This window comes from Terriglobus albidus, from assembly GCF_008000815.1.
Taxonomy (GTDB): Bacteria; Acidobacteriota; Terriglobia; order Terriglobales; family Acidobacteriaceae; genus Terriglobus; species Terriglobus albidus_A.
In genome coordinates this window covers 301,153-320,448 of sequence record NZ_CP042806.1, presented here as the reverse complement: position 1 = coordinate 320,448, position 19,296 = coordinate 301,153, and the positions used below count along the sequence as shown (strand labels likewise).

14 protein-coding genes are annotated in these 19,296 nt (G+C 59.1%); 5 read left to right on the top strand and 9 right to left on the bottom strand.

Features of this window, described 5'->3' with window-relative positions:
• Positions 1–75 precede the first annotated feature (75 nt).
• Positions 76–450 (bottom strand): hypothetical protein, encoded by a 375-nt coding sequence (locus FTW19_RS01260; RefSeq protein WP_246153519.1) that lies wholly within the window; start codon positions 448–450, stop codon positions 76–78.
• 201 nt (positions 451–651) lie between these two features.
• Here FTW19_RS01260 and FTW19_RS01255 point away from each other — a divergent pair, with 201 nt between their 5' ends.
• Positions 652–2,220: a hypothetical protein gene (locus tag FTW19_RS01255; protein ID WP_147645887.1), complete on the top strand. Its 1,569-nt coding sequence runs from the start codon at positions 652–654 to the stop codon at positions 2,218–2,220.
• Between the two features lie 491 nt (positions 2,221–2,711).
• Complete coding sequence (locus FTW19_RS01250) at positions 2,712–3,800, top strand: IS110 family transposase (protein WP_246153518.1); 1,089 nt, start codon at positions 2,712–2,714, stop codon at positions 3,798–3,800.
• A gap of 557 nt (positions 3,801–4,357) precedes the next feature.
• Here FTW19_RS01250 and acnA read toward each other — a convergent pair.
• The 4 genes from acnA to FTW19_RS01230 all read right to left on the bottom strand — a co-directional run bounded on the left by acnA (position 4,358) and on the right by FTW19_RS01230 (position 9,587).
• The gene (acnA, locus tag FTW19_RS01245; RefSeq protein WP_147645886.1) at positions 4,358–7,138 is read right to left on the bottom strand and encodes an aconitate hydratase AcnA; all 2,781 of its coding nucleotides are present in this window, start codon (positions 7,136–7,138) and stop codon (positions 4,358–4,360) included.
• Between the two features lie 225 nt (positions 7,139–7,363).
• Positions 7,364–7,912, bottom strand: coding sequence for a hypothetical protein (locus FTW19_RS01240; protein ID WP_147645885.1), 549 nt, complete (start codon positions 7,910–7,912; stop codon positions 7,364–7,366).
• Positions 7,913–7,959: 47 nt separating this feature from the next.
• Positions 7,960–9,210 carry an RNA polymerase sigma factor gene (locus FTW19_RS01235; RefSeq protein WP_147645884.1) on the bottom strand — a complete coding sequence of 417 codons (1,251 nt, stop codon included), beginning with the start codon at positions 9,208–9,210 and terminating at the stop codon, positions 7,960–7,962.
• Between the two features lie 5 nt (positions 9,211–9,215).
• On the bottom strand, positions 9,216–9,587 hold the full coding sequence (locus tag FTW19_RS01230; RefSeq protein WP_147645883.1) for a YciI family protein: 372 nt from the start codon (positions 9,585–9,587) through the stop codon (positions 9,216–9,218).
• Between the two features lie 236 nt (positions 9,588–9,823).
• Between FTW19_RS01230 and FTW19_RS01225 the strand changes: the two genes are divergently transcribed.
• From FTW19_RS01225 to FTW19_RS01215, 3 genes are all read left to right on the top strand, one after another.
• A complete protein-coding gene (locus FTW19_RS01225; RefSeq protein WP_147645882.1) occupies positions 9,824–11,446 on the top strand; it encodes an inorganic phosphate transporter in 1,623 nt (540 codons plus the stop codon).
• Positions 11,447–11,560: 114 nt separating this feature from the next.
• Complete coding sequence (locus FTW19_RS26000; protein WP_281292416.1) at positions 11,561–13,531, top strand: YXWGXW repeat-containing protein; 1,971 nt, start codon at positions 11,561–11,563, stop codon at positions 13,529–13,531.
• Between the two features lie 166 nt (positions 13,532–13,697).
• Positions 13,698–14,774 carry an IS5 family transposase gene (locus tag FTW19_RS01215; protein ID WP_147645881.1) on the top strand — a complete coding sequence of 359 codons (1,077 nt, stop codon included), beginning with the start codon at positions 13,698–13,700 and terminating at the stop codon, positions 14,772–14,774.
• A 219-nt stretch (positions 14,775–14,993) separates the two neighbouring features.
• Here the strand turns inward: FTW19_RS01215 and FTW19_RS01210 are convergent, their stop codons facing one another.
• The 4 genes from FTW19_RS01210 to FTW19_RS01195 all read right to left on the bottom strand — a co-directional run bounded on the left by FTW19_RS01210 (position 14,994) and on the right by FTW19_RS01195 (position 19,252).
• A complete protein-coding gene (locus tag FTW19_RS01210; protein ID WP_147645880.1) occupies positions 14,994–15,755 on the bottom strand; it encodes an alpha/beta hydrolase in 762 nt (253 codons plus the stop codon).
• 91 nt (positions 15,756–15,846) lie between these two features.
• Positions 15,847–17,208: an Nramp family divalent metal transporter gene (locus FTW19_RS01205; RefSeq protein WP_246153517.1), complete on the bottom strand. Its 1,362-nt coding sequence runs from the start codon at positions 17,206–17,208 to the stop codon at positions 15,847–15,849.
• A 305-nt stretch (positions 17,209–17,513) separates the two neighbouring features.
• Positions 17,514–18,326, bottom strand: coding sequence for a 3-deoxy-8-phosphooctulonate synthase (gene kdsA, locus FTW19_RS01200; RefSeq protein ID WP_147645879.1), 813 nt, complete (start codon positions 18,324–18,326; stop codon positions 17,514–17,516).
• Positions 18,327–18,391: 65 nt separating this feature from the next.
• Positions 18,392–19,252, bottom strand: coding sequence for a helix-turn-helix transcriptional regulator (locus tag FTW19_RS01195; RefSeq protein ID WP_147645878.1), 861 nt, complete (start codon positions 19,250–19,252; stop codon positions 18,392–18,394).
• Positions 19,253–19,296 lie beyond the last annotated feature (44 nt).

The window sequence follows — 19,296 nt, the reverse complement described above, 5'->3', positions numbered from 1 at the left end:
TTTTGTTTAGCGATGCAGGCCATTCTATCCGGTTCGAAACAACGCGTGATGCGTGATGACGGACCCTAGGTCCGGTTATCGGCCATAGAAGCCGTAGCCGCCGCCGCGATTCATAATGTGATCCCAGCCAATGCGATAGCCGCGCTCAAAGCCCATACGATATGCATAGCGATCGCGCGGACTTACCGGAGGACGACGATACTCATCGCGATTGTTCGGAGTCGGCCGGCGGTGGTTCTCAAAGTCTTTCTGCGCGCCATAGATGCCGTCATGGAATCCCTGACGTTGAATCTCCTGAAACTCACGAGGAGGCGCATCCCATCCATACGCCGGGCCATATCCCGACGGTGGCGGAGGTGGCGGGCCCTGTTGCGCTACGGCCTGGGTGGCAAAAGGCGCCATCATCATCACAGCCGCGAGAGTAAGTCCTGCAAAGCGTTTGTTCATCATTTTCTTTTCCTCCACCCGATGTACATCGCGGGCACTTGTGAATACCCGTGTTGGGATAGAGAGTTGCTGCGAGAAAGTTGGATCTAAGTTCATACCTAGCGCCCAGGCCCGTTGGGAGAGGATGAAGCGTGCGTAAAAACTCATAAAACTGCGATACAACATTGTTTGCCGCACTGAGTTAACCCGGCTACACTCGGAAACATGTCCACTGTCCAGTCTGCTGGAGAAGTTCAAGCAACCGGCGGCTTCAGCCGAATGCTGTTGGCAATGTATGGCCTGCTGAGCGTCGCAACATTGTCTGTTGTTCTCTGGTTCTGCCACGGAAGCTTTACCTATGCTCTGGACGATCCTTATATTCACCTGGCATTGGCCCAGCGTCTGCTGCACGGCAGCTACACCATTAACTTTGGAGAGTCCGCGTCTCCGGCGTCGAGCATCCTGTGGCCCTATCTTCTGGTTCCGTTCAGCACGAGTGCCGTTCGTATCTGGATTCCGTTGCTCTACAACATTGTCGCGGGTGCGGGATGCTGTTTCCTGCTTGGGCGCTTCTTTGACCGCTGGAATGTCCTTGTGCGGAAAGATGGAAAATCGCCATTTCTCTATCGCCTGACGGCCGCGTTTTTCATCGTGCTCGCGCTCAACCTCATTGGGTTGAGTTTTGTCGGCATGGAGCACACCCTGCAGTTCCTTCTGGCAATTGCCTGCGCCTACGGTGTGATGGAGGCCTATGCCGGAAGGCCTATGCCGAACTTTGTGCTGGTTGCTGCCGTGCTTGCCCCGGCAATCCGGTATGAGGACCTGGCATTCACATTAGCGATTTCCCTGATTTGCTGGTTCCAGCAGAAGCGCGCTTCGGCAATTGCGATTTTCATTCTCGGCGCTGCTCCCCTGGTGCTGTTCGGTCTATACCTGAGATCCAAGGGGCTCCCATTTCTACCCACATCGGTGTTGGTCAAAGGCGCCACGGCCACGGCAACCACCAACATGAATCGCTCGATGACGAGCAACATTATGCAGATCATCAAGGGCAACCTGGAGAGCCTGATCCATCGTGGGCGGTTCCTCATCAGCCTGGTGATTCTTGCCGCGGCGTACTTCCGTGTCCGTCACGACAGTACAAAGCGAAATGCGATTCTTGCTGGTACGGCGGCGATCGTTCTTCTTCTTCTTCTCGGGCCGCAAGGCTGGTTCTACCGGTACGACGCCGCCGTGAGCGGTTTCTGCCTGCTGCTTTGCATGAGTCTCATTGCTCAGTGGCGTCGCACCGCATGGATTCTGATTCTGCCGATTATCTGGTGCGTGACTTATGCTGAGGTTGTCGGACGCGTACCTTATGCGGCCCGCTCCGTCTATCTCCAGCAGATGCAGATGCATCGTTTCGAAGAGATGTTCTATCACAAGCCTGTGGCGGTCAATGACCTGGGCTGTGTCGCCTTCGATCACGACCCGAATATCTACATACTCGATCTCGTTGGACTAGGCTCCTTTGAGACGGCGACCCATGACAAGACTGCTGCGTTTCTTCGTTCAGTCACCAGGGAACACAATGTGAAATTCCTGATGATCTATACGAAGTGGTACCCCGATATCCCGAAAGAGTGGATCGTTGCAGGCCACATTCGTAATCTGCTGATTGCTCACCGGACAACTGCCGAGACCGCTGTTGATGTGGTTGCAACCACACCTGAAGAGGCTGAGATCGTACGAGAGAAGCTAGAGCAGTTCTCGCGAGTGGTTCCCGAGGGCGTTCGTATCGAGATCGTGCGATAGAGCATTTCTCCTGTAGGTGTCGTGCAGGGCTTATGCATCTATGGGCGTTTTCCGCAATGAAAACGCCGCTGCACGCTACTCCCGGGATACCCAGTAACAGGGGAAATGCTCTAGTCTAGTGCCCCGAGTCTAAAGTCCGTGACATAAATCATGAAGAGTTCTAGTGTTTCAGCGAGCGCTCTTCGCCCCGCAGGTACGAATGTCTTGCTTAAGGGGACGGCTTTACAGGCTGCGGAAAAACTCTATATGAGGGGATAATCGGGTCAAATTTGGGGATAGAAAATCATCACCCAATGTCCCCGGATCGCTTATAGGTCATTCTGACGCGATCGTTTTTTTTGCGCTTCTCGAAAATCGAGTTTTTCCGCAGCCTGTTTAGCCGTCCCGTCCCCGCACTGAAATACATGCGGCTTTAGATGGGATGAGACGGCTGGCCTCGCGAAGCAGCTAAGCTGTTCGCACGCACTCGGGGTGCTCAAGGAGACCAGCCGATGAAGAAGGTTAGCAAAGCGCAGTGGTTAGAGGAAATGGGGAGTGACAGGCCAGCGCTGACGGTAGGGCTTGATTTAGGGGACCGTTACAGCCACTACTGTCTGTTGAACGCAGGGAAGGAAGTGATGGAGGAAGGTCGTATCCAGAGTACGGAGGCGGCGTTCCGACGTCATTTCGAGGGCGAGGAGCGGCAGCGAATAGCACTGGAGTGCGGCACGCACTCTCCGTGGGTAAGCCGTTTGCTCAAGTCTTTAGGTCATCAGGTGATCGTGGCCAATGCGCGCAAGATCGCGGCGATCAGCTCGAGTGAATCGAAGAACGATCGCAACGATGCCGAGCAGCTGGCTCGCTTCGCGGCGTCTGATCCTAAGTTGCTGGCGCCGCTGCTTCACCGCAGCATGGAGCGGCAGCAGGACCTGAACCTGATCCAGGCGCGGGCTACGCTAGTACGTGCGCGGACGATGCTGGTCAACGCGTTGCGTGGCCTGGTCAAAAGCGCCGGTGGCCGTCTGCCGGCCTGTTCCACCGAGTCGTTTCCTGTGCGGGTGCGGGCATCGATTCCGTCTGTGCTGACGACGGTAGCGGTTCCGTTGTTGGAGCAGATCGCGACGTTGAACCGTCAGATCGACAGTATGGAAGAACAGATCGAAAAGCTGGGTACCAGGTATCCGGAGATCGGTGTGCTGCGTACGGTTCCAGGCGTGGGTCCTGTGGTGGCGGCCACGTATGTACTCACGCTGGACCGGCCCAATATAGCAAGCAACCGTTCCGCAGGTGCGTGGCTCGGTCTGCGACCCGGACAAAGTCAGTCGGGGGACTCGGATCCGGAGTTAGGCATCTCCAAGACCGGCAACCGATATTTACGAAGTCTGCTGGTGCAGTCGGCGCAATACATCCTGGGTCGCTTCGGTCCTGACTCAGCCTTGCGTCGCTGGGGCCTCAAGCTGGCATCCAGTGGAGGCAAGAGAGCAAAAAAGCGAGCTATCGTGGCGGTGGCCCGTAAACTGGCGGTCCTGTTGCACAGCATGTGGCGCAGCGGACAGAGCTTCCAACACTTCCCTCAACCTGCAATGGCCACCGTAGCCTGAACCGCGGATCGGCCAAAGCAGAACAATCTCGTGTCCGGGTGACTGCGCTCAGCGGCTGGGCCATACAGGTCGTGCTTCAGATAGCAGCCCCAATTCATCACCATCGGGTCCCAACAGGCACCGAGTCCCTTAGCGGCTCACTGCGAGTGCGGATAGAAGCCCCGAGATGAATCCAAAACACAACCGCAACTGCAACTGCAAATACAAAAACTCTATGAAGGAAAAAACTTGACCCATACAGCCGTCTCATAGAAGCCGCTGAGGTACCGAGATTATGCCCTCAGCGGCTAAAGCCGCGTCTCAGTGGGGATCCATACGGCACGGCTAAAAGCCGTGCCCTTAAGCAAAACAAAGCTCCCTTTGGCGCTCGCGGTTAAGACAAGAACTTTGCTGAAGGCCGGATTCGTTGATGACCCCGAACGTTCAGAATGAAAACAATTTCGTCGCAAACTTTAGACTCACAACACTAGAGCATTTCTCCGGTAGGTGACCCATGCAAAAGCATAAGGCCCGGAATATTTCCGAGCCTTATGCTTAGCGACCTTTCTGATGTTGTGCTAGGCCTTGCCTGCAAGCTGACGCAGCACGTACTGCAGAATGCCGCCGTGCAGGTAGTACAGGATCTCCTGCGGTGTATCGATGCGTACCTGAGCCTGGATGTTCTTGACGGAACCATCCGCTGCTTTGGCGTGCACCGTAATCACCTTGCCGTCGGCAAACTTCGAGTCGAGCATCGCCTTCAGGCCGGGGATGTCATAGACCTCCTCGCCCGTCAGGCCGAGCGACTCGACGCACTGTCCTTGAAGGAACTGCAGCGGAAGAATGCCCATGCCTACCAGGTTTGAGCGGTGAATACGCTCGTAGCTCTCAGCGAGTACGAAGCGTACGCCTAGCAGACGCGTACCCTTCGCGGCCCAGTCGCGCGAGGAGCCGGAACCGTACTCCTTGCCTGCGAGGATGGCCAGCGGCGTACCGCGCTCCGCATAAGTCACGGATGCGTCGTAGATCGACATCTGCTCACCCTCGGGCAGAAGACGCGTGACGCCGCCTTCGGTTCCCGGAGCCAGCTTGTTCTTCAGGCGAACGTTAGCGAAGGTGCCACGCACCATCACCTCGTGATTGCCGCGGCGTGAGCCATAGCTGTTGAAGTCGGCCGGCTTCACACCATTGCTGGTGAGGTACTTTCCGGCAGGGCTGTTCAGCTTGATGGAGCCCGCAGGAGAGATGTGGTCGGTGGTGATGGAATCACCCAGGACCGCCAGAACGCGGGCTCCGGCGATGTCGGTCACCGGCTCCGGCGTTGCAGGCATGTTGTCGAAGTACGGCGCCTGACGGATGTAGGTGGAGTCACCCTCCCATCCATAGGTGTCGCCCGAGGGGAACTTCAGGTTCTGCCAGTTGACGTCACCCTTCGAGACGGTCGAGTACTCCTTGTGGAACATGCTGCTGTCGATGGAGCTTGCGACGGTGGCAGCTACTTCTTCTTGCGACGGCCAGATGTCGGTCAGATAGATGGGTATGCCATCCTTGCCCTTACCCAGTGGTTCGTTGTCGAAGTCAAAGTCGATGCGGCCGGCCAGTGCGTAAGCAACGACCAGCGGCGGCGACATCAGATAGTTGGCACGGACATCGGAGTTGATGCGGCCCTCGAAGTTACGGTTTCCGGAGAGAACGGAGACCGCCACCAGGCCGTGATCTTCAATCGCCTTGGTGACATCGGTGGGCAGCGCACCCGAGTTGCCGATGCAGGTGGTGCAGCCGTAGCCGACGGTGTTGAAGCGCAGCTTGTCCAGGTATGGAGTCAGACCGGCCTTCTCGTAGTAGTCGGTGACGACACGCGATCCGGGAGCGAGCGAGGTCTTCACCCATGGCGGCGTGACGAGGCCCTTCTCCACCGCCTTCTTCGCCAGCAGGCCTGCGGCCAGCATCACACTGGGGTTCGAGGTGTTGGTGCAGGAGGTAATTGCCGCGATGACAATGGATCCGTGGTGGAGATACTTGTCGACGTCCACGCCCAGGCGGTCTTTGATGCTGGCGATCGGCTCGGTAGGCTTGCTGCTCTTGGTTTCTTCGTCGGCTGCAAGATGGCCACCCTCGCCCTGCCAGCGAACGATCTGACGGTCGCCATTCTTGTTGGAGTTAGGACCGAAGAGTGACGGGAGCTGCGACTTGAAGCTCTCTGCGGTGCGGGAGAGCGCAACGCGATCCTGCGGACGCTTCGGTCCGGCGACAGAGGGTTCCACCATACCGAGATCGAGGTGCAGCACGGAGGAGTAGGTGGCCTCCTTCGCGTTTGCGGTGTGGAACATGCCCTGGGCCTTGTAGTAGGCCTCGACCAGAGCGATCTGTTCCTCGCTGCGGCCGGTCAGGCGCAGGTAGTTCAGGGTCTCGACGTCGACGGGGAAGATGCCGCAGGTGGCGCCGTACTCAGGCGCCATGTTGGCGATGGTGGCACGGTCTGCCAGCGGCAGAGCGCTGATGCCAGGCCCGAAGAACTCGACGAACTTGCCGACTACGCCGTGCTTACGCAGCATCTCGGTGACGGTAAGAACCAGATCGGTGGCGGTGGCGCCCTGCTTCAGCTTGCCGGTCAGGCGGAACCCGACGACCTGCGGCACCAGCATGGAAACGGGCTGGCCCAGCATGGCAGCCTCGGCTTCAATGCCGCCCACGCCCCAGCCCAGAACGCCCAGGCCGTTGACCATGGTGGTGTGTGAATCAGTACCGACCAGGGTGTCGGGGTAGGCGACGTTGTCGTCCGTGGTGAAGACAACGCGAGCCAGGTACTCCAGGTTCACCTGGTGGCAGATACCCATGCCTGGGGGCACAGCGGAAAAGTTGCGGAAGGCGGTCTGGCCCCACTTCAGGAAGGCGTAGCGCTCGCGGTTGCGCTGGAACTCGAGCAGCGAGTTCAGCTCATAGGCGTTGGCGGTGCCGTATTCATCCACCTGAACGGAGTGGTCGATGACCAGCTCGGCTGGCTGCAGCGGATTGATCTTCTGCGGATCACCGCCCAGGGCCTTCATGGCATCGCGCATGGCCGCGAGATCCACGACGGCGGGAACCCCGGTGAAGTCCTGCATGAGGACGCGAGCGGGCATATAGGCGATCTCGCGGCTGGGCTCGGCGGAGCAGTCCCAGTTAACGAGGAAGTTAATATCGTCGGCGGTGACGGAGACTCCGTCTTCGCGGCGCAGCAGGTTCTCAAGCAGGATCTTCAGCGAGAACGGAAGTCGGGTGAGCTGGACGGTGTGCAGTGCGTCAAGGCGGTAGTAGGTGTAGCTCTTGCCGCCTGCGGTCAGTGTGGCTTTTGCGCCAAAGCTATTGACGGTGCTCATGGTATGGGTCCTCAAATTGCGCCTCGAAAGGGCGCGGTTTTCCGCAGATCGCACGGTCCAAGGGGGCGATCTGCAGGCGTAGGAAGCGTAACAAATCTACAGGAAAAGGAGGGTTACAGGAGGATGCGGCCGCGGTCATGTTTTCCGCGGCGAAACCGCTTCAGGATGAAGAGGCTGCGCATGGCGATTATTGTAGCGACCGAAGGCTGCGATACGCCAGATGTCTCAGGATTCCTGCCAGGTGTGGCTGCAGCTTTCACATTCCCATGTATTGAAGGGTTCGACCGAGGTAAGCAGAACATCTTCGCGGCCACATGCGGGGCAGGTAGGGAAGACGAAGTCCCCGACCGGTTCCTCGTTATCTGACGCTTGCAGGTCTTCATAAATCTCCCGGAGTTTTTCCGTGCCGTTGGATACGAAGGTGACGCTTGGAGAGTTTGCATAAAACTTCGACGGCGGAAGATTCACAATTGCCCGAATGCCCGCACTTTCCAATGCACTCTTAGCGGCAAGTGCCTGACTCGTAGTTTCGAAGACCCACTCCGATTCGGGGCCGTCGAGCTTTTCGCCATGTTCTGGATGAGTCTCTTCCGGGGTCTCCGCCCCGACAGCACTATGTAACTCAAGTCGACGGTGCAGTAACTCTGCCTGTAATGCTTCCTGTGCATCGAGCTCAAGCTGATCGAGATCATTGGCCAGTGACAGAAGCTGCTCGTCTCCTAAACCGGCGTAGATCTTAGAGAAGCGTTCAAAGACGTTTCGAAATTGAGGCATGGGATCGAAGGCAGATTAACATGATGGCCTTAGACGAAGGCAATTCGTTATTCCAACTCTGCGAGTCTCTTTCTAAGGAATCGTTGTTCTTCTTTTGAGCACACCAGCCCGAGTGCCCGTTCATATGCTGCGGCGGCTTCGTCGCGTCGGTTAAGCCGCCGCAGCAGCTCACCCTTCGCTGCATAGAAGTGCCCATAGCATTTCAGGTCGCCGCGCTCTTCGATCTCGGCCAGCAATCTGAGGCCGGCCTCTTCTCCATAGGCCATCGCGATAGCGGCTGCGCGGTTCAGCTCGATAATCGGTGTGGCCTGTTGGCGATAGAGCAGGGTATAGAGCGCTGCGATCTGCGGCCAGTCGGTGGCTGAGGCGGTCTGCGCCTGGGCATGCAGGGCAGCAATGGCTGACTGCAGCGCATAGGGGCCGGGCGGTCCCTGCCGTAGAGCTTCTTCCACGAGCACCAGACCCTCGTCGATCTGGGTGCGATTCCACAGACTGCGGTCCTGCTCTTGTAAAAGGACAAGGTCGCCTTCCGTGGAGAGGCGGGCCGCAGCGCGCGAGTCCTGCAATAAGAGGAGAGCGAGCAGCCCGGTCAGTTCAGCCTCGGCGGGCATCAGCCGGTGCAGCAGGCGGGCCAGACGGATGGCCTCTGCGGCAAACTCGCGGTTGTTGTGGGTATAGCCCTCATTGAAGACCAGGTAGACGGTCAGCGCCACAGCGGAGATCCGCTGTGGCAGATCGCCGTGCGACGGAACCCGGTAGGGAATGCCGGCATCGCGGATCTTCTGTTTGGCGCGGACGATGCGCTGCTGCATGGTGGCGACCGGAACCAGGAAGGCGCGTGCGATCTGCTCAGTATCTAGGGAACAAAGGGTACGCAGGGTCAGGGCGACCTGGGTCTCCTGCGACAGAGCCGGGTGGCAGCAGGTAAAGATCAGGCGGAGCAGATCGTCTTCGATCGGCTGCTCTGCCTGCAGCATTGCCGCCTCCTGGGCCGGCGCCTCGTGTTCGCAAGGCAGCAGGAAGTGCACCAGCTCGGTCTGTTTGTCTGCAAAGCTCGCTCGACGGCGGATCAGGTCCAGCGCCTTGTGCCGCGCGGTCGAGATCAGCCAGGCGCGGGGATTGGCGGGCAGGCCCTCGATCGGCCACTGCTGGAGGGCGATGGTGAAGGCTTCCTGGGTCACCTCTTCGGCCAGGTCAAAGCTGCCGAGCAGGCGGATCAGGGTGGCCAGAACCCGGGCAGCCTCTTCGCGATAGATGGTCTCGAAGTGGGCCTGCCCGGTTTCCGTCGGTAACGGCATGATGCTTAGTTTTGGTCCTTGCGCTCGGCTGGACGTTCCACGAGGGGACGGACCTCGATCGATCCGGTACGGGCGGAGGGGATGCGGGCGGCGATGGCGACAGCCTCATCGAGGTCGGCCGCTTCCACCATATAAAAGCCACCGAGTTGTTCCTTCGTCTCCGCAAATGGACCGTCGGTGACCGTCTGCTTGCCATCCTTGACCCGGACGGTCGTGGCCTGCGCCACCGGATGAAGCTGGCGGCCGGCGAGAAATTGGCCGGAGTTCTTCAGCGACTGTGTCAGGCCGCCGTATTCGGCATACATATCAACAAGTTGCGCCGGGGGAAGGGCGTTGAGCTTGGCTTCGTTGTCGTAGATCAGCAGCAGATATTGCATGGGTCGCAGGCCTCCTTATTGCCTGTCTGCGGGTTAATCGAACAAACCGGGGATGGATCGACAGGCCTTACGAAAAAGTGAGGGAAGAATTGTCAGATTTTCCACCGCTTCACCAGCGATGGTGCAACCACCCCGGTTTTTAACAGTGCTGTAACAAACCCGTAGCCTCCGGCACTGCCGGGATTGGTACTATCCATGAGGCGGCTTGTCTAAGGCGAGCGCGTCGGAGTGTATTTGTGACGGTAGCCGTCAAAGAAGGCGTTAGTCAATCCGCTGCATTACAGGCCAAACTCAAACGCACCCCAGGCAAGAAGAGCTTCGGTGTCTTCGGCGCCATTATTTTGGCGGGAATTGTGTACGCCGGGGTTCATGTCGCCAACGACCTGAGCCGGGTTCATAATCTCAGCGGATGGCCGTACATCCTGCTTGGTCTCGCCCTGCTTATTGCTCTCGGCTTCGAATTCGTCAACGGTTTTCACGACACGGCCAATGCTGTAGCCACCGTCATCTATACCCATTCGCTTGATCCGCATGTTGCCGTGATCTGGTCCGGCATCTGGAACCTGATCGGCGTGCTCACCTCTTCCGGCGGTGTCGCCTTCGCGGTACTCTCGCTGCTTCCCATTGAGATCATTCTGAAGGCCGGTTCCGGAGCGGGATTTGCCGCGGTCTTTGCATTGCTGCTTGCGGCTATCGCCTGGAACCTGGGTACCTGGGCGCTGGGTCTTCCGGCATCCAGCTCGCACACCCTGATCGGATCGATGATTGGCGTGGGCATCGCCAACCAGTTGATGAATGGCTCCAACGGAGCCAGCGGAGTCGATTGGGGTCAGGTCGCCAACGTCTTCCGCGCTCTCTTCATCTCTCCTCTCGCTGGATTCGCCTTCGCCGCGCTGATGCTCATCATCCTTAAGCAGGTGGTGAAGGACCAGCAGCTCTACGAGGCGCCGGTCGGCAACGAACCGCCTCCGTTCTGGATCCGCGTTCTGCTCATTCTTACCTGCACCGGTGTCAGCTTCGGACATGGATCGAACGACGGTCAGAAGGGCATGGGACTCATCATGCTGATCCTGATCGGCACGGTTCCGACGGCCTACGCCCTGAACCATGCTCTCGGCTTCTCGCAGACGCAGGACTTCGTTGCGGTCAGCGAGTCGGCGGCGCGCGTCTTCCAGCACTACGCTCCGCAGGGCATCGAAGTGAATGATGCCAGGACAGTGCTGACGGCATACATCCGCTCCAAGGAACTGGTGCCCGACGTTATTCCGGCTGCGCGGCGTATGGCTGACGAGATCACCCACCAGGTCGCCCCGCACCATCAGCTCTCCGATGTTCCGGACGACCAGCAGCGTAACGTCCGCAACGATATGTATATCGAGAGCGAGACCCTGCGTCTGCTCGCCAAGTCGAATGAGGAAAAGGGTGTTCCGCCCTTCACCTCCGCGGACAAAGACACTCTGAAGAACTACGAGGAGCACCTCGATCACGCAACCAAGTTCATTCCGGTGTGGGTCAAGGTCGCGGTGGCTCTGGCTCTCGGCCTGGGCACCATGGTCGGCTGGCGCCGCATCGTTATCACCGTCGGCGAGCGCATCGGCAAGGAACATCTCACCTACGCTCAGGGCGCCTCGGCGGAGATTGTTGCCGCGGCGACCATCATCGCAGCGGACCGCTTCCATCTGCCGGTGAGTACGACCCATGTGCTGAGTTCAGGAGTGGCCGGAACCATGCTGGCCAACGGGAGCGGCTTGCGTATGCAAACCATCCGCAACATCCTCCTGGCGTGGCTCTTCACTCTTCCGGCCGCGGCGTTGATTGCGGGCGGTATCTACTACGCGCTTCGCCTCTTCGTGAAGTAAACCTCTGCAACCCCGTTTGCAACAAAAAGATGCGGCAACGCGTGCGCGCAGAGGCGTGTCTATCTATAGGTATCAACCGGGCGGAGAGAAAGATCCGGTATGAAGAGGTGACCTATGGGTGGGAACGGAAATACTCTCAGAATCAGTGTGATGGCGGCGTTATTGGCTTTGCCGCTGGCCGGCTGCCGGGGTAGCAGCGTGCAGGCGGCGCTGCAGGAGCCGGGGGCGGGGAATCCTACTGATTCCAACATGGCCCAGGTGCCCATCCAGGGAAACAGCCAGCAGAATGAGGCAGTAACCCAGGCACAAAGCTACCAGGGCGGTCAGCCGACAGCGCAGACCTATCAGCCAGCCCAGACACAACAGCAGCCGGCATATCAGGATCCCAACGCACAATATGCAAACCAGGACCCGAATGCGCAGTATGCGAATCAGGATCCAAATGCGCAATACCAGGATCCCAATCAGGGACAGTATGACGACGACACCTACCAGCAGGGCGCGGACGCGCTTGATGACGTCGTCGCCGACAACCCTCCGCCTCAACTGCCGCAGTATGAGCAGCCCGAGGCGCCCGGACCCGACTACATCTGGACTCCTGGTTATTGGTACTACGCCGATACCGGCTACTACTGGGTGCCGGGTGCGTGGGTGTATCCGCCGTATGTCGGCGCGCTCTGGACCCCCGGCTACTGGGGCTGGTATGGCGGCCGCTACCGCTTCTATCGCGGCTACTGGGGACCGCACATCGGTTTCTACGGCGGCGTTAACTATGGCTTCGGCTACATCGGTTTCGGCTATCAGGGCGGCTACTGGAATGGACCGCACTTTTACTACAACCGCGTGTGCAACCGTGTTCCTCCGCGGGCGACCTACGTCTACCAGCGCAATGTCACGGTGATCAATAACACGTACATCAACAACACGCGTGTGGCGTACTACGGTGGACGCGGCGGCATCAATCGTCCTCCGGCTCCGCAGGAGCGCTTCGCCTATCGCGAGCAGCATGTGCGTCCGATGACGCAGCAATTGGCAGTGCAGCGCGAGGCGATGCAGAACCGCAATGCGTTCTTCGCGGCGAATCGTGGACGTCCGCAGGTTGCTGCGGTGAACCGTCCGCTGCAGGCCGACCACGGTTTCCAGCGTCCGGCTCCGAATGCAGTGAACCCGCAGTGGGCTGCCCGCCAGCAGATGGTGCAGCAGCGTCAGCAACAACAGCAACAGATGCAGCAACGGCAGCAGCCTAACCAGCAACCGCAGAGCCAGGCGGTGCGCGGCGGCTTCGGACGGAATCCTGGCCTGGTGCCCCCGGGACAGAATCCGAATGGGCAGCAGCAGAACAATAACCGCGGCGGTTTCGACCAGCAGCGTCAGCAGGAGCAGCAGCGCCAGCAGCAGATGATGCAACAGCGTCAACAGACGCAACAGCAGCAGCCTAACCAGCAACCGCAGAGTCAGGCGGTGCGCGGCGGCTTCGGACGGAATCCTGGCCTGGTGCCTCCGGGACAGAATCCGAATGGGCAGCAGCAGAACATCAACCGCGGTGGTTTCGACCAGCAGCGTCAGCAGGACCAGCAGCGTCAGCAGCAGATGATGCAGCAACGCCAACAGACGCAGCAGGAGCAGATGCAGCAGCGTCAGCAACAACAGGTGCAGGAACAACAGCAACGTCAGGCTGATCAGCAACGCCAGATGCAGCAACGTCAGCAGATGGATCAGCAGCGTCAACAACAGATGCAGCAGCAACGCCAGCAGGAGATGCAGAACCAGCAGCGTTCGCAGCAGATGCAGGAGCGTCAACAACAGATGATGCAGCAACGGCAAGCTGATCAGCAGCGGCAGCAGCAACAGCAAATGCAGCAGCAACAGCGCATGCAGGAGCAGCAACAACGCCAACAGCAGATGCAACAGCAGCAGCGTCAGCAGATGGATCAACAGCGCCAGCAGCAGATGCAGCAAATGCGGCAAGAACAAATGCAGCAGCGCCAGCAACAACCGCAGCAGCGAATGGAAGCCCCACGTCCGCAGCAGGGAGGCGGACGTCCTGACCAACCGCGTGGCGGAGATCGCGGCCACGGGCGGTAGCAAGCACTCAATGGAGAGGGGAGGCGGAAGCCTCCCCTCTCTTTATCAGCTTAGAAGCTGTAGTTGGGTTCGCACGGTAAGGTGCGAATGTCTTGCTTAAGGGGACGGCTTCACAGTTTGCGGAAAAACTCTTTTCGTTTTTCGGGGATTGTCGTAAGAGAGAGGTATGCGGGGAGAAGAAGCGAAGCAGAGCGGGATGTTCAGTTACGTAACGATGGAGCAGCGGATCGCATCGGATCATCCGGTGCGGAGGATCCGGACTATGGTGGATGCGGCACTGAAGCGGATGGATGGTGAGTTGTCGCAGCTTTACGCGGCGACAGGGCGACCATCGATCGCGCCGGAACGTCTGCTGCGTGCGCAGTTGCTGATGGTGCTGTACTCGATTCGCTCGGAACGGCAGTTGATGGAGCAGCTGAACTATAACCTGTTGTTCCGCTGGTTCGTGGGCATGGAGATTGACGATCCGGTGTGGGACGTGACGGTATTTACCAAGAACCGGGAGCGTCTGATCGCCGGCGAAGCCAGCCAGAAGCTTCTGCTGGCGGTGCTGGAGGAAGCTAGCCAGCACAAGCTGCTCAGCGAAGAACACTTCACGGTGGACGGCACGCTGATCCAGGCATGGGCCAACCGGCGCAGCTTCCATGAGAAGGCCGATCCTCCGGACCGTGGGACGGGAGCGGGTGGTAAGAAGCTACTGCGTGATACTCATGAGTCCTCTACCGATCCGGAAGCGCGGCTGTATCGCAAGAGCTCCAGCGGAGCATCGGTTCCCAGCTATCTGGGCCATGTGATCACCGAGAACCGCAACGGTCTGGTGGTGGCGGCCATGGCCACACAGGCCGGGACGACAGAGGAACGTGCAGCGGCTCTGAAGATGTTGAAGCGGATCAAGCGTAAAAAGCGGATCACGCTGGGAGCCGACAAGGGCTATCAGTACGAGAAGTTCATCAAGGCCCTGCGCCGTCGCAAGGTCAGGCCGCACGTGGCCGAGTATGAGCCGAACCCCAAATGGCCCAACTGGCTCAACAGCAAGGAACGCAGCGAGCCGGGATATGCGATCAGTCAGAGGAAACGCAAACTGGTTGAGAAGGTCTTCGGTTGGATGAAGCTGGACCGTTCGATGCGACAGACCAAGCTGCGTGGGCTACGCAAGGTGGACTGGATGGTACAGCTCATGGCCGCAGCCCATAATCTCCTGCGGCTGGTGAAGCTGATACCTCCCATCCCAGCACAGTCATGACACGGCCGTAGTGTGTCTAAACACCCTCTAAACCCACCCAAACCGCATAACAACGTGCCATAGAGAACCAAAACAACTCACCGATCCCTCACAACAGACTGACCCGCAGGCGAAAAGACGCGTTTTTCCGCAAACTGTTCAGCCGTCCCGCCCCGGGCCTTTGGGTTCAGGGGCTTCAGCCCCTGAGGGCATGAACATAGTACAACTAGCCCAGTACAACTAACCCAAATGCTCCCGAAACCAACTCGCCAGCTTCTCCGTGACCTGCGGCCAAATAGCATGCATGTCATGGGGAGCCTCAGGAAACACCTCCAGTACCGATCCCTCTGGAAGACGATGAATCCCTTCGTGTGAAGTGGCCGCAAGCATGCGCTCTTCATCGTCTCCTCCACCATGAATCAGCAGAACCGGTACCGTGATGGGACTCAAGAGCTCTTCCGAAGAGAACGTGCTGAAGCTATCCATCAGTACATGTGAGGCGAGCACGACAGATCTGAGCTCTGACTTTGACGGCACAGGCATGATGCCGGTGCGGCGCAGCTTGTTGACCGCAGTCTGCGGGAAGAACTCGTCGAAGTTGTAATGTACCGGCCCGGTTGCTGCTCCGGTAACGGCAAGCGCTTTGATCTCCGGCGTGAACGACCACAGCGAGATGGTTCCCCCAAGCGAGTGCCCATAGAGTCCGATGTGTGTGAATCCCTGCTGCTGTAGAAAACGGATTGCGGAGCGGAGATCGTCGCGCAGGCCTTCGGGTGTGAGTGTGTCATCATCCGACTCTCCGCATCCGGCAAAATCGTAACGCAATGTGGAGATGCCCGCGTCATTCAGTGCATCAGCCAGCGCAGGGTGACGTCCGCGTCCGTTGCGGTCACTCGCGAAGCCATGCGAGAGGATAACGGCGTGGGTGGGGCTCGTAACGACCAGATCACCGACGAGAGTTTGATTGCGGCCGTTTGCAAACGTGACACGCGTTTCCAGCATGACTCCAGCTTAGCGGCAGTGCCGTATGTCTAGAGCATTTTTCCTGTTGCTGGGTAGCCCGGAAGAAGAGTGCCGCGGCGTTTTCATTGCTCTAGCGAACAAATGTCTGCCACAACAGCAGCACATTCAGACTCACGATGATCGTCACGATCAGCCAGCCGGCGTACTTCGTCCGTTTGCGGTTGGCGAAGCTGTCCATCACATCGCGGCGGCTGGTGAGCAGAAGCAGCGGCACCAGAGCGAAGGGAAGAGCAAAGCTCAGGACCACCTGCGAGAGGATCAGGATCTTCAGTGGATCGAGGCCAAGGCCGATGACCACAAGCGCCGGAATAATGGTCAGAAAGCGGCGCAGGAAGATGGAGAACTTGACGTTGAGAAAACCCTCCAGCACCACCTGGCCGGCCATGACGCCGACTGTCGAGGAGGATAGGCCGGAGCACAGCAAAGCCACAGCGAAGACCGTCGCCGAGATGCCGCCGAGCAGCGGGCCCAGGGTGTGGTGCGCATCTTCGATGCTTGCCACCGGCGGCAGGCCGCGTGCGGCGAAGCTGGCGAAGGCTCCAGCAGCCATGATGATCATCGCTGAGTTGATCAGCCATGCGCCGTTCATGGCGACGAAGACGTCGACCAGCTCGAAGCGCAGATAGCGCGACCGGAAGTTTCTTCCGGGAAGGCCGGAGCGATGGGTCGCCTGCTTGATGCGAGGCTGCACCAGGGCGGAGTGCAGGTAGACCACATGCGGCATTACAGTAGCGCCCAGCATGCCCACGGCGACATAAATGCTGCCGTGCAAATCTGCGCGATCAAAGGATGGAACCAGAGCGTGGAAGGCGGCGAGCTTCCAGTCCGGGTGCACCAGAAAGATCTCGATGGCGTAGCAGATGCCGATCACACCGACGAAGGCCATGATGCCCCACTCCAGGAAGCGGAAGCCGGCAAGATCGAGTGCAAGGATCAGGAAGACGCAGACCGTGGTGAGCATCGCGGCGGCAAACATCACACCGGTGCGCGACCATCCATGTTCCAGCAGCGCCGGCCCAAAGAGCAGATAGAAACCCAGCGCCGCTCCCAGAAACTCTGCCAGATCCGTGGCCAGGGCGGCGATCTCCGCCGCTACCCACAGGAAGATGTTGGTGCCGCGCGAGTAGACCTTGCGGCAGTTCTGGGGGAGGGTAAGTCCCGTCACGATGCCCAGCTTGGCCGACAGGTACTGGATCATGATGGCCATGGCATTCGACCACAGCAAGACCCACAGCAGGCGATAGCCGTAACGGGTTCCGCCGTCGATGTTGGTGGCGAAGTTGCCGGGATCGATGTAGGCCACCGAGGCCACGAATGCCGGACCGAAGTATGTCCATAGCTCGCCGCGCTTCAACTCCGGCAGCAGGCGGAAACGGCCGTGCGAGGCCGCGTCGGTAGCCGGCGTCTGCGGATTGGTCTGGGTCTCGATCACGGATTCTTAGGTAAGCCTAATTTAGGCATACCTAATTCTAGCATTGAGACGTTTTTATTTGTCATCCCGCAGAGATCTGCTTTTTTCTGTTTCCTGATAAAGGAACTTGAGGTGTCGACAAATTCGGCTGGCCAGAAAACCTATAGAACGGTCCGGGTGCCCACCCTCGCAACGCTAGGGTGGGTGAGGAATACCCTAAATTTCGAACAAAACACAGAAACGAATCTGCTGACACGCCTTCATAGAGAAGCAGATTTCTCCGCTCCCTCCGGTCGCTACGAAATGACAAAAATTATTGCCAGTCCCTACATCTGTACAGCCTGATGCACCGCCAGCAACTGCTCCAGCATCCGCTTCAAGTGATTCAGATGCAATGCGTTGGCCCCGTCGCTCTTGGCGTTCGGCGGGTCGTCATGGACCTCCAGGAAGACTCCGTCTACACCTGCGGCAACGGCTGCGCGGGCGAGCACGGGAATAAACTCCGGCTGGCCGCCGCTGACGCCGTTGGCGGCTGAGGGTGTTTGCACGGAGTGGGTTCCGTCGAAGACCACGGGGGCAAAGCCGCGCATGATGGGCAGCGAGCGCATATCGACGACGAGGTTGTTGTAGCCGAAGCTGGCTCCGCGCTCGGTCAGGAAGACACGTTCATTGCCGCTCTCGCGGATCTTCTCCGCGGCGTGGCGCATGTCCTGCGGAGCGACGAACTGGCCCTTCTTTACATTGATGGCGCGTCCGGTCTCAGCCGCGGCGATCAGCAGGTCGGTCTGGCGGCAGAGGAAGGCGGGAATCTGCAGCACGTCCACGGCCTCGCCGACCGCGGCACAGTCCTGCGGTGTATGCACGTCCGTCAGTACTGGCAGACCATGGGCTTCGCGTACAGCTTTCAGGATGCGGCAGCCTTCCGTCAGGCCGGGGCCGCGAAAGCTCTTGATGGAGGTGCGGTTGGCCTTGTCGTAGCTGGCCTTGAAGATATAGGGAACGCCGAGGTCGGAGGTAATGCGCTGAATCGCATCCGCCATCTTGCGGACGTGGGCCTCGCTCTCGATCACACATGGGCCTGCGATCAGAAAGAGCTTGCCGCCGCCGACTCGAACTCCGGAGAGATCAAAGGAACTCATACTTCTTAGGATTGGAACACAAGTATCGTCAGCGCTTGGTGCCGGTGATGACGGAGAGCGAACGATCAGCGTCCCAGGGCCGATTGCTTGAAGGCAGACGGAGACTTGCCATACGTCTCACGGAAGGCGGCGCTGAAGTGGCTATGGCTGGAGAAGCCAAGGTCTAGGCTGAGTTGGGTGAGATCGTCATACTCTTCCAGAAGGTCGAGCGCACGTGCGAGCCGCAGCCGTAGTTGATAGCGATAGAGCGGAATGCCCTCCACCTGCTGAAAGACCTGTGTGAGATAGACCGGCGAACAACGAACCTCAGCGGCAACCTCTGCGAGTGTCCACCGGCGTCCAAGGTCGCTTGCGACAGCCAGCTTGGCCCGATCGACCAGACGCTGACGGCCGGCACTGCCGCCTGCGGTGTGGGCGGTCCGAGGTCCCAGAGTATGTTGCACCAGGGTCAGGGCGAGAGTCTCCGCTTCCATCGAAGCTGCGACTCCTTGACGCAACCGGTGCCGCAGCGTGGCAAGCAGCGACTGGGAGCGGGTATCGACGCGAAGCCGCTGTGCGTGGAACGTGGGCTCGGTGCGATCAATCAGAAGTGACACCGGCGAAAGCTCTGCCAGCAGCGAGGGAGAGAGGAATAAAGACAAACTGGCGTCCCCGCCTTCGACGGGGTGGCTGACGCGATAGCCCTGCCCTCGATTGAAGAGCAGTACCTGATTCGCTTCGGCAACGGACTGGTCTTGTCCGACGTGGCGAACGTAGGTGCCGCGATAGGGAAAGACAAGCTCGGTTGCGGTTGCGTGTTCTTCCGGGCTGTGTCCCTTACAGGTACCGGCGCAATAGATGTCGCGCACCGAAATACTGGGGGAGTGCAGCAGAAGATCGACGGAAAGCTCCGGCGTTACCGATTTGTTGTGGCTCTTCGATCGCACGGCTCTGGACGTCTGGCACCATGAAGCATACCACCGGCAGATGC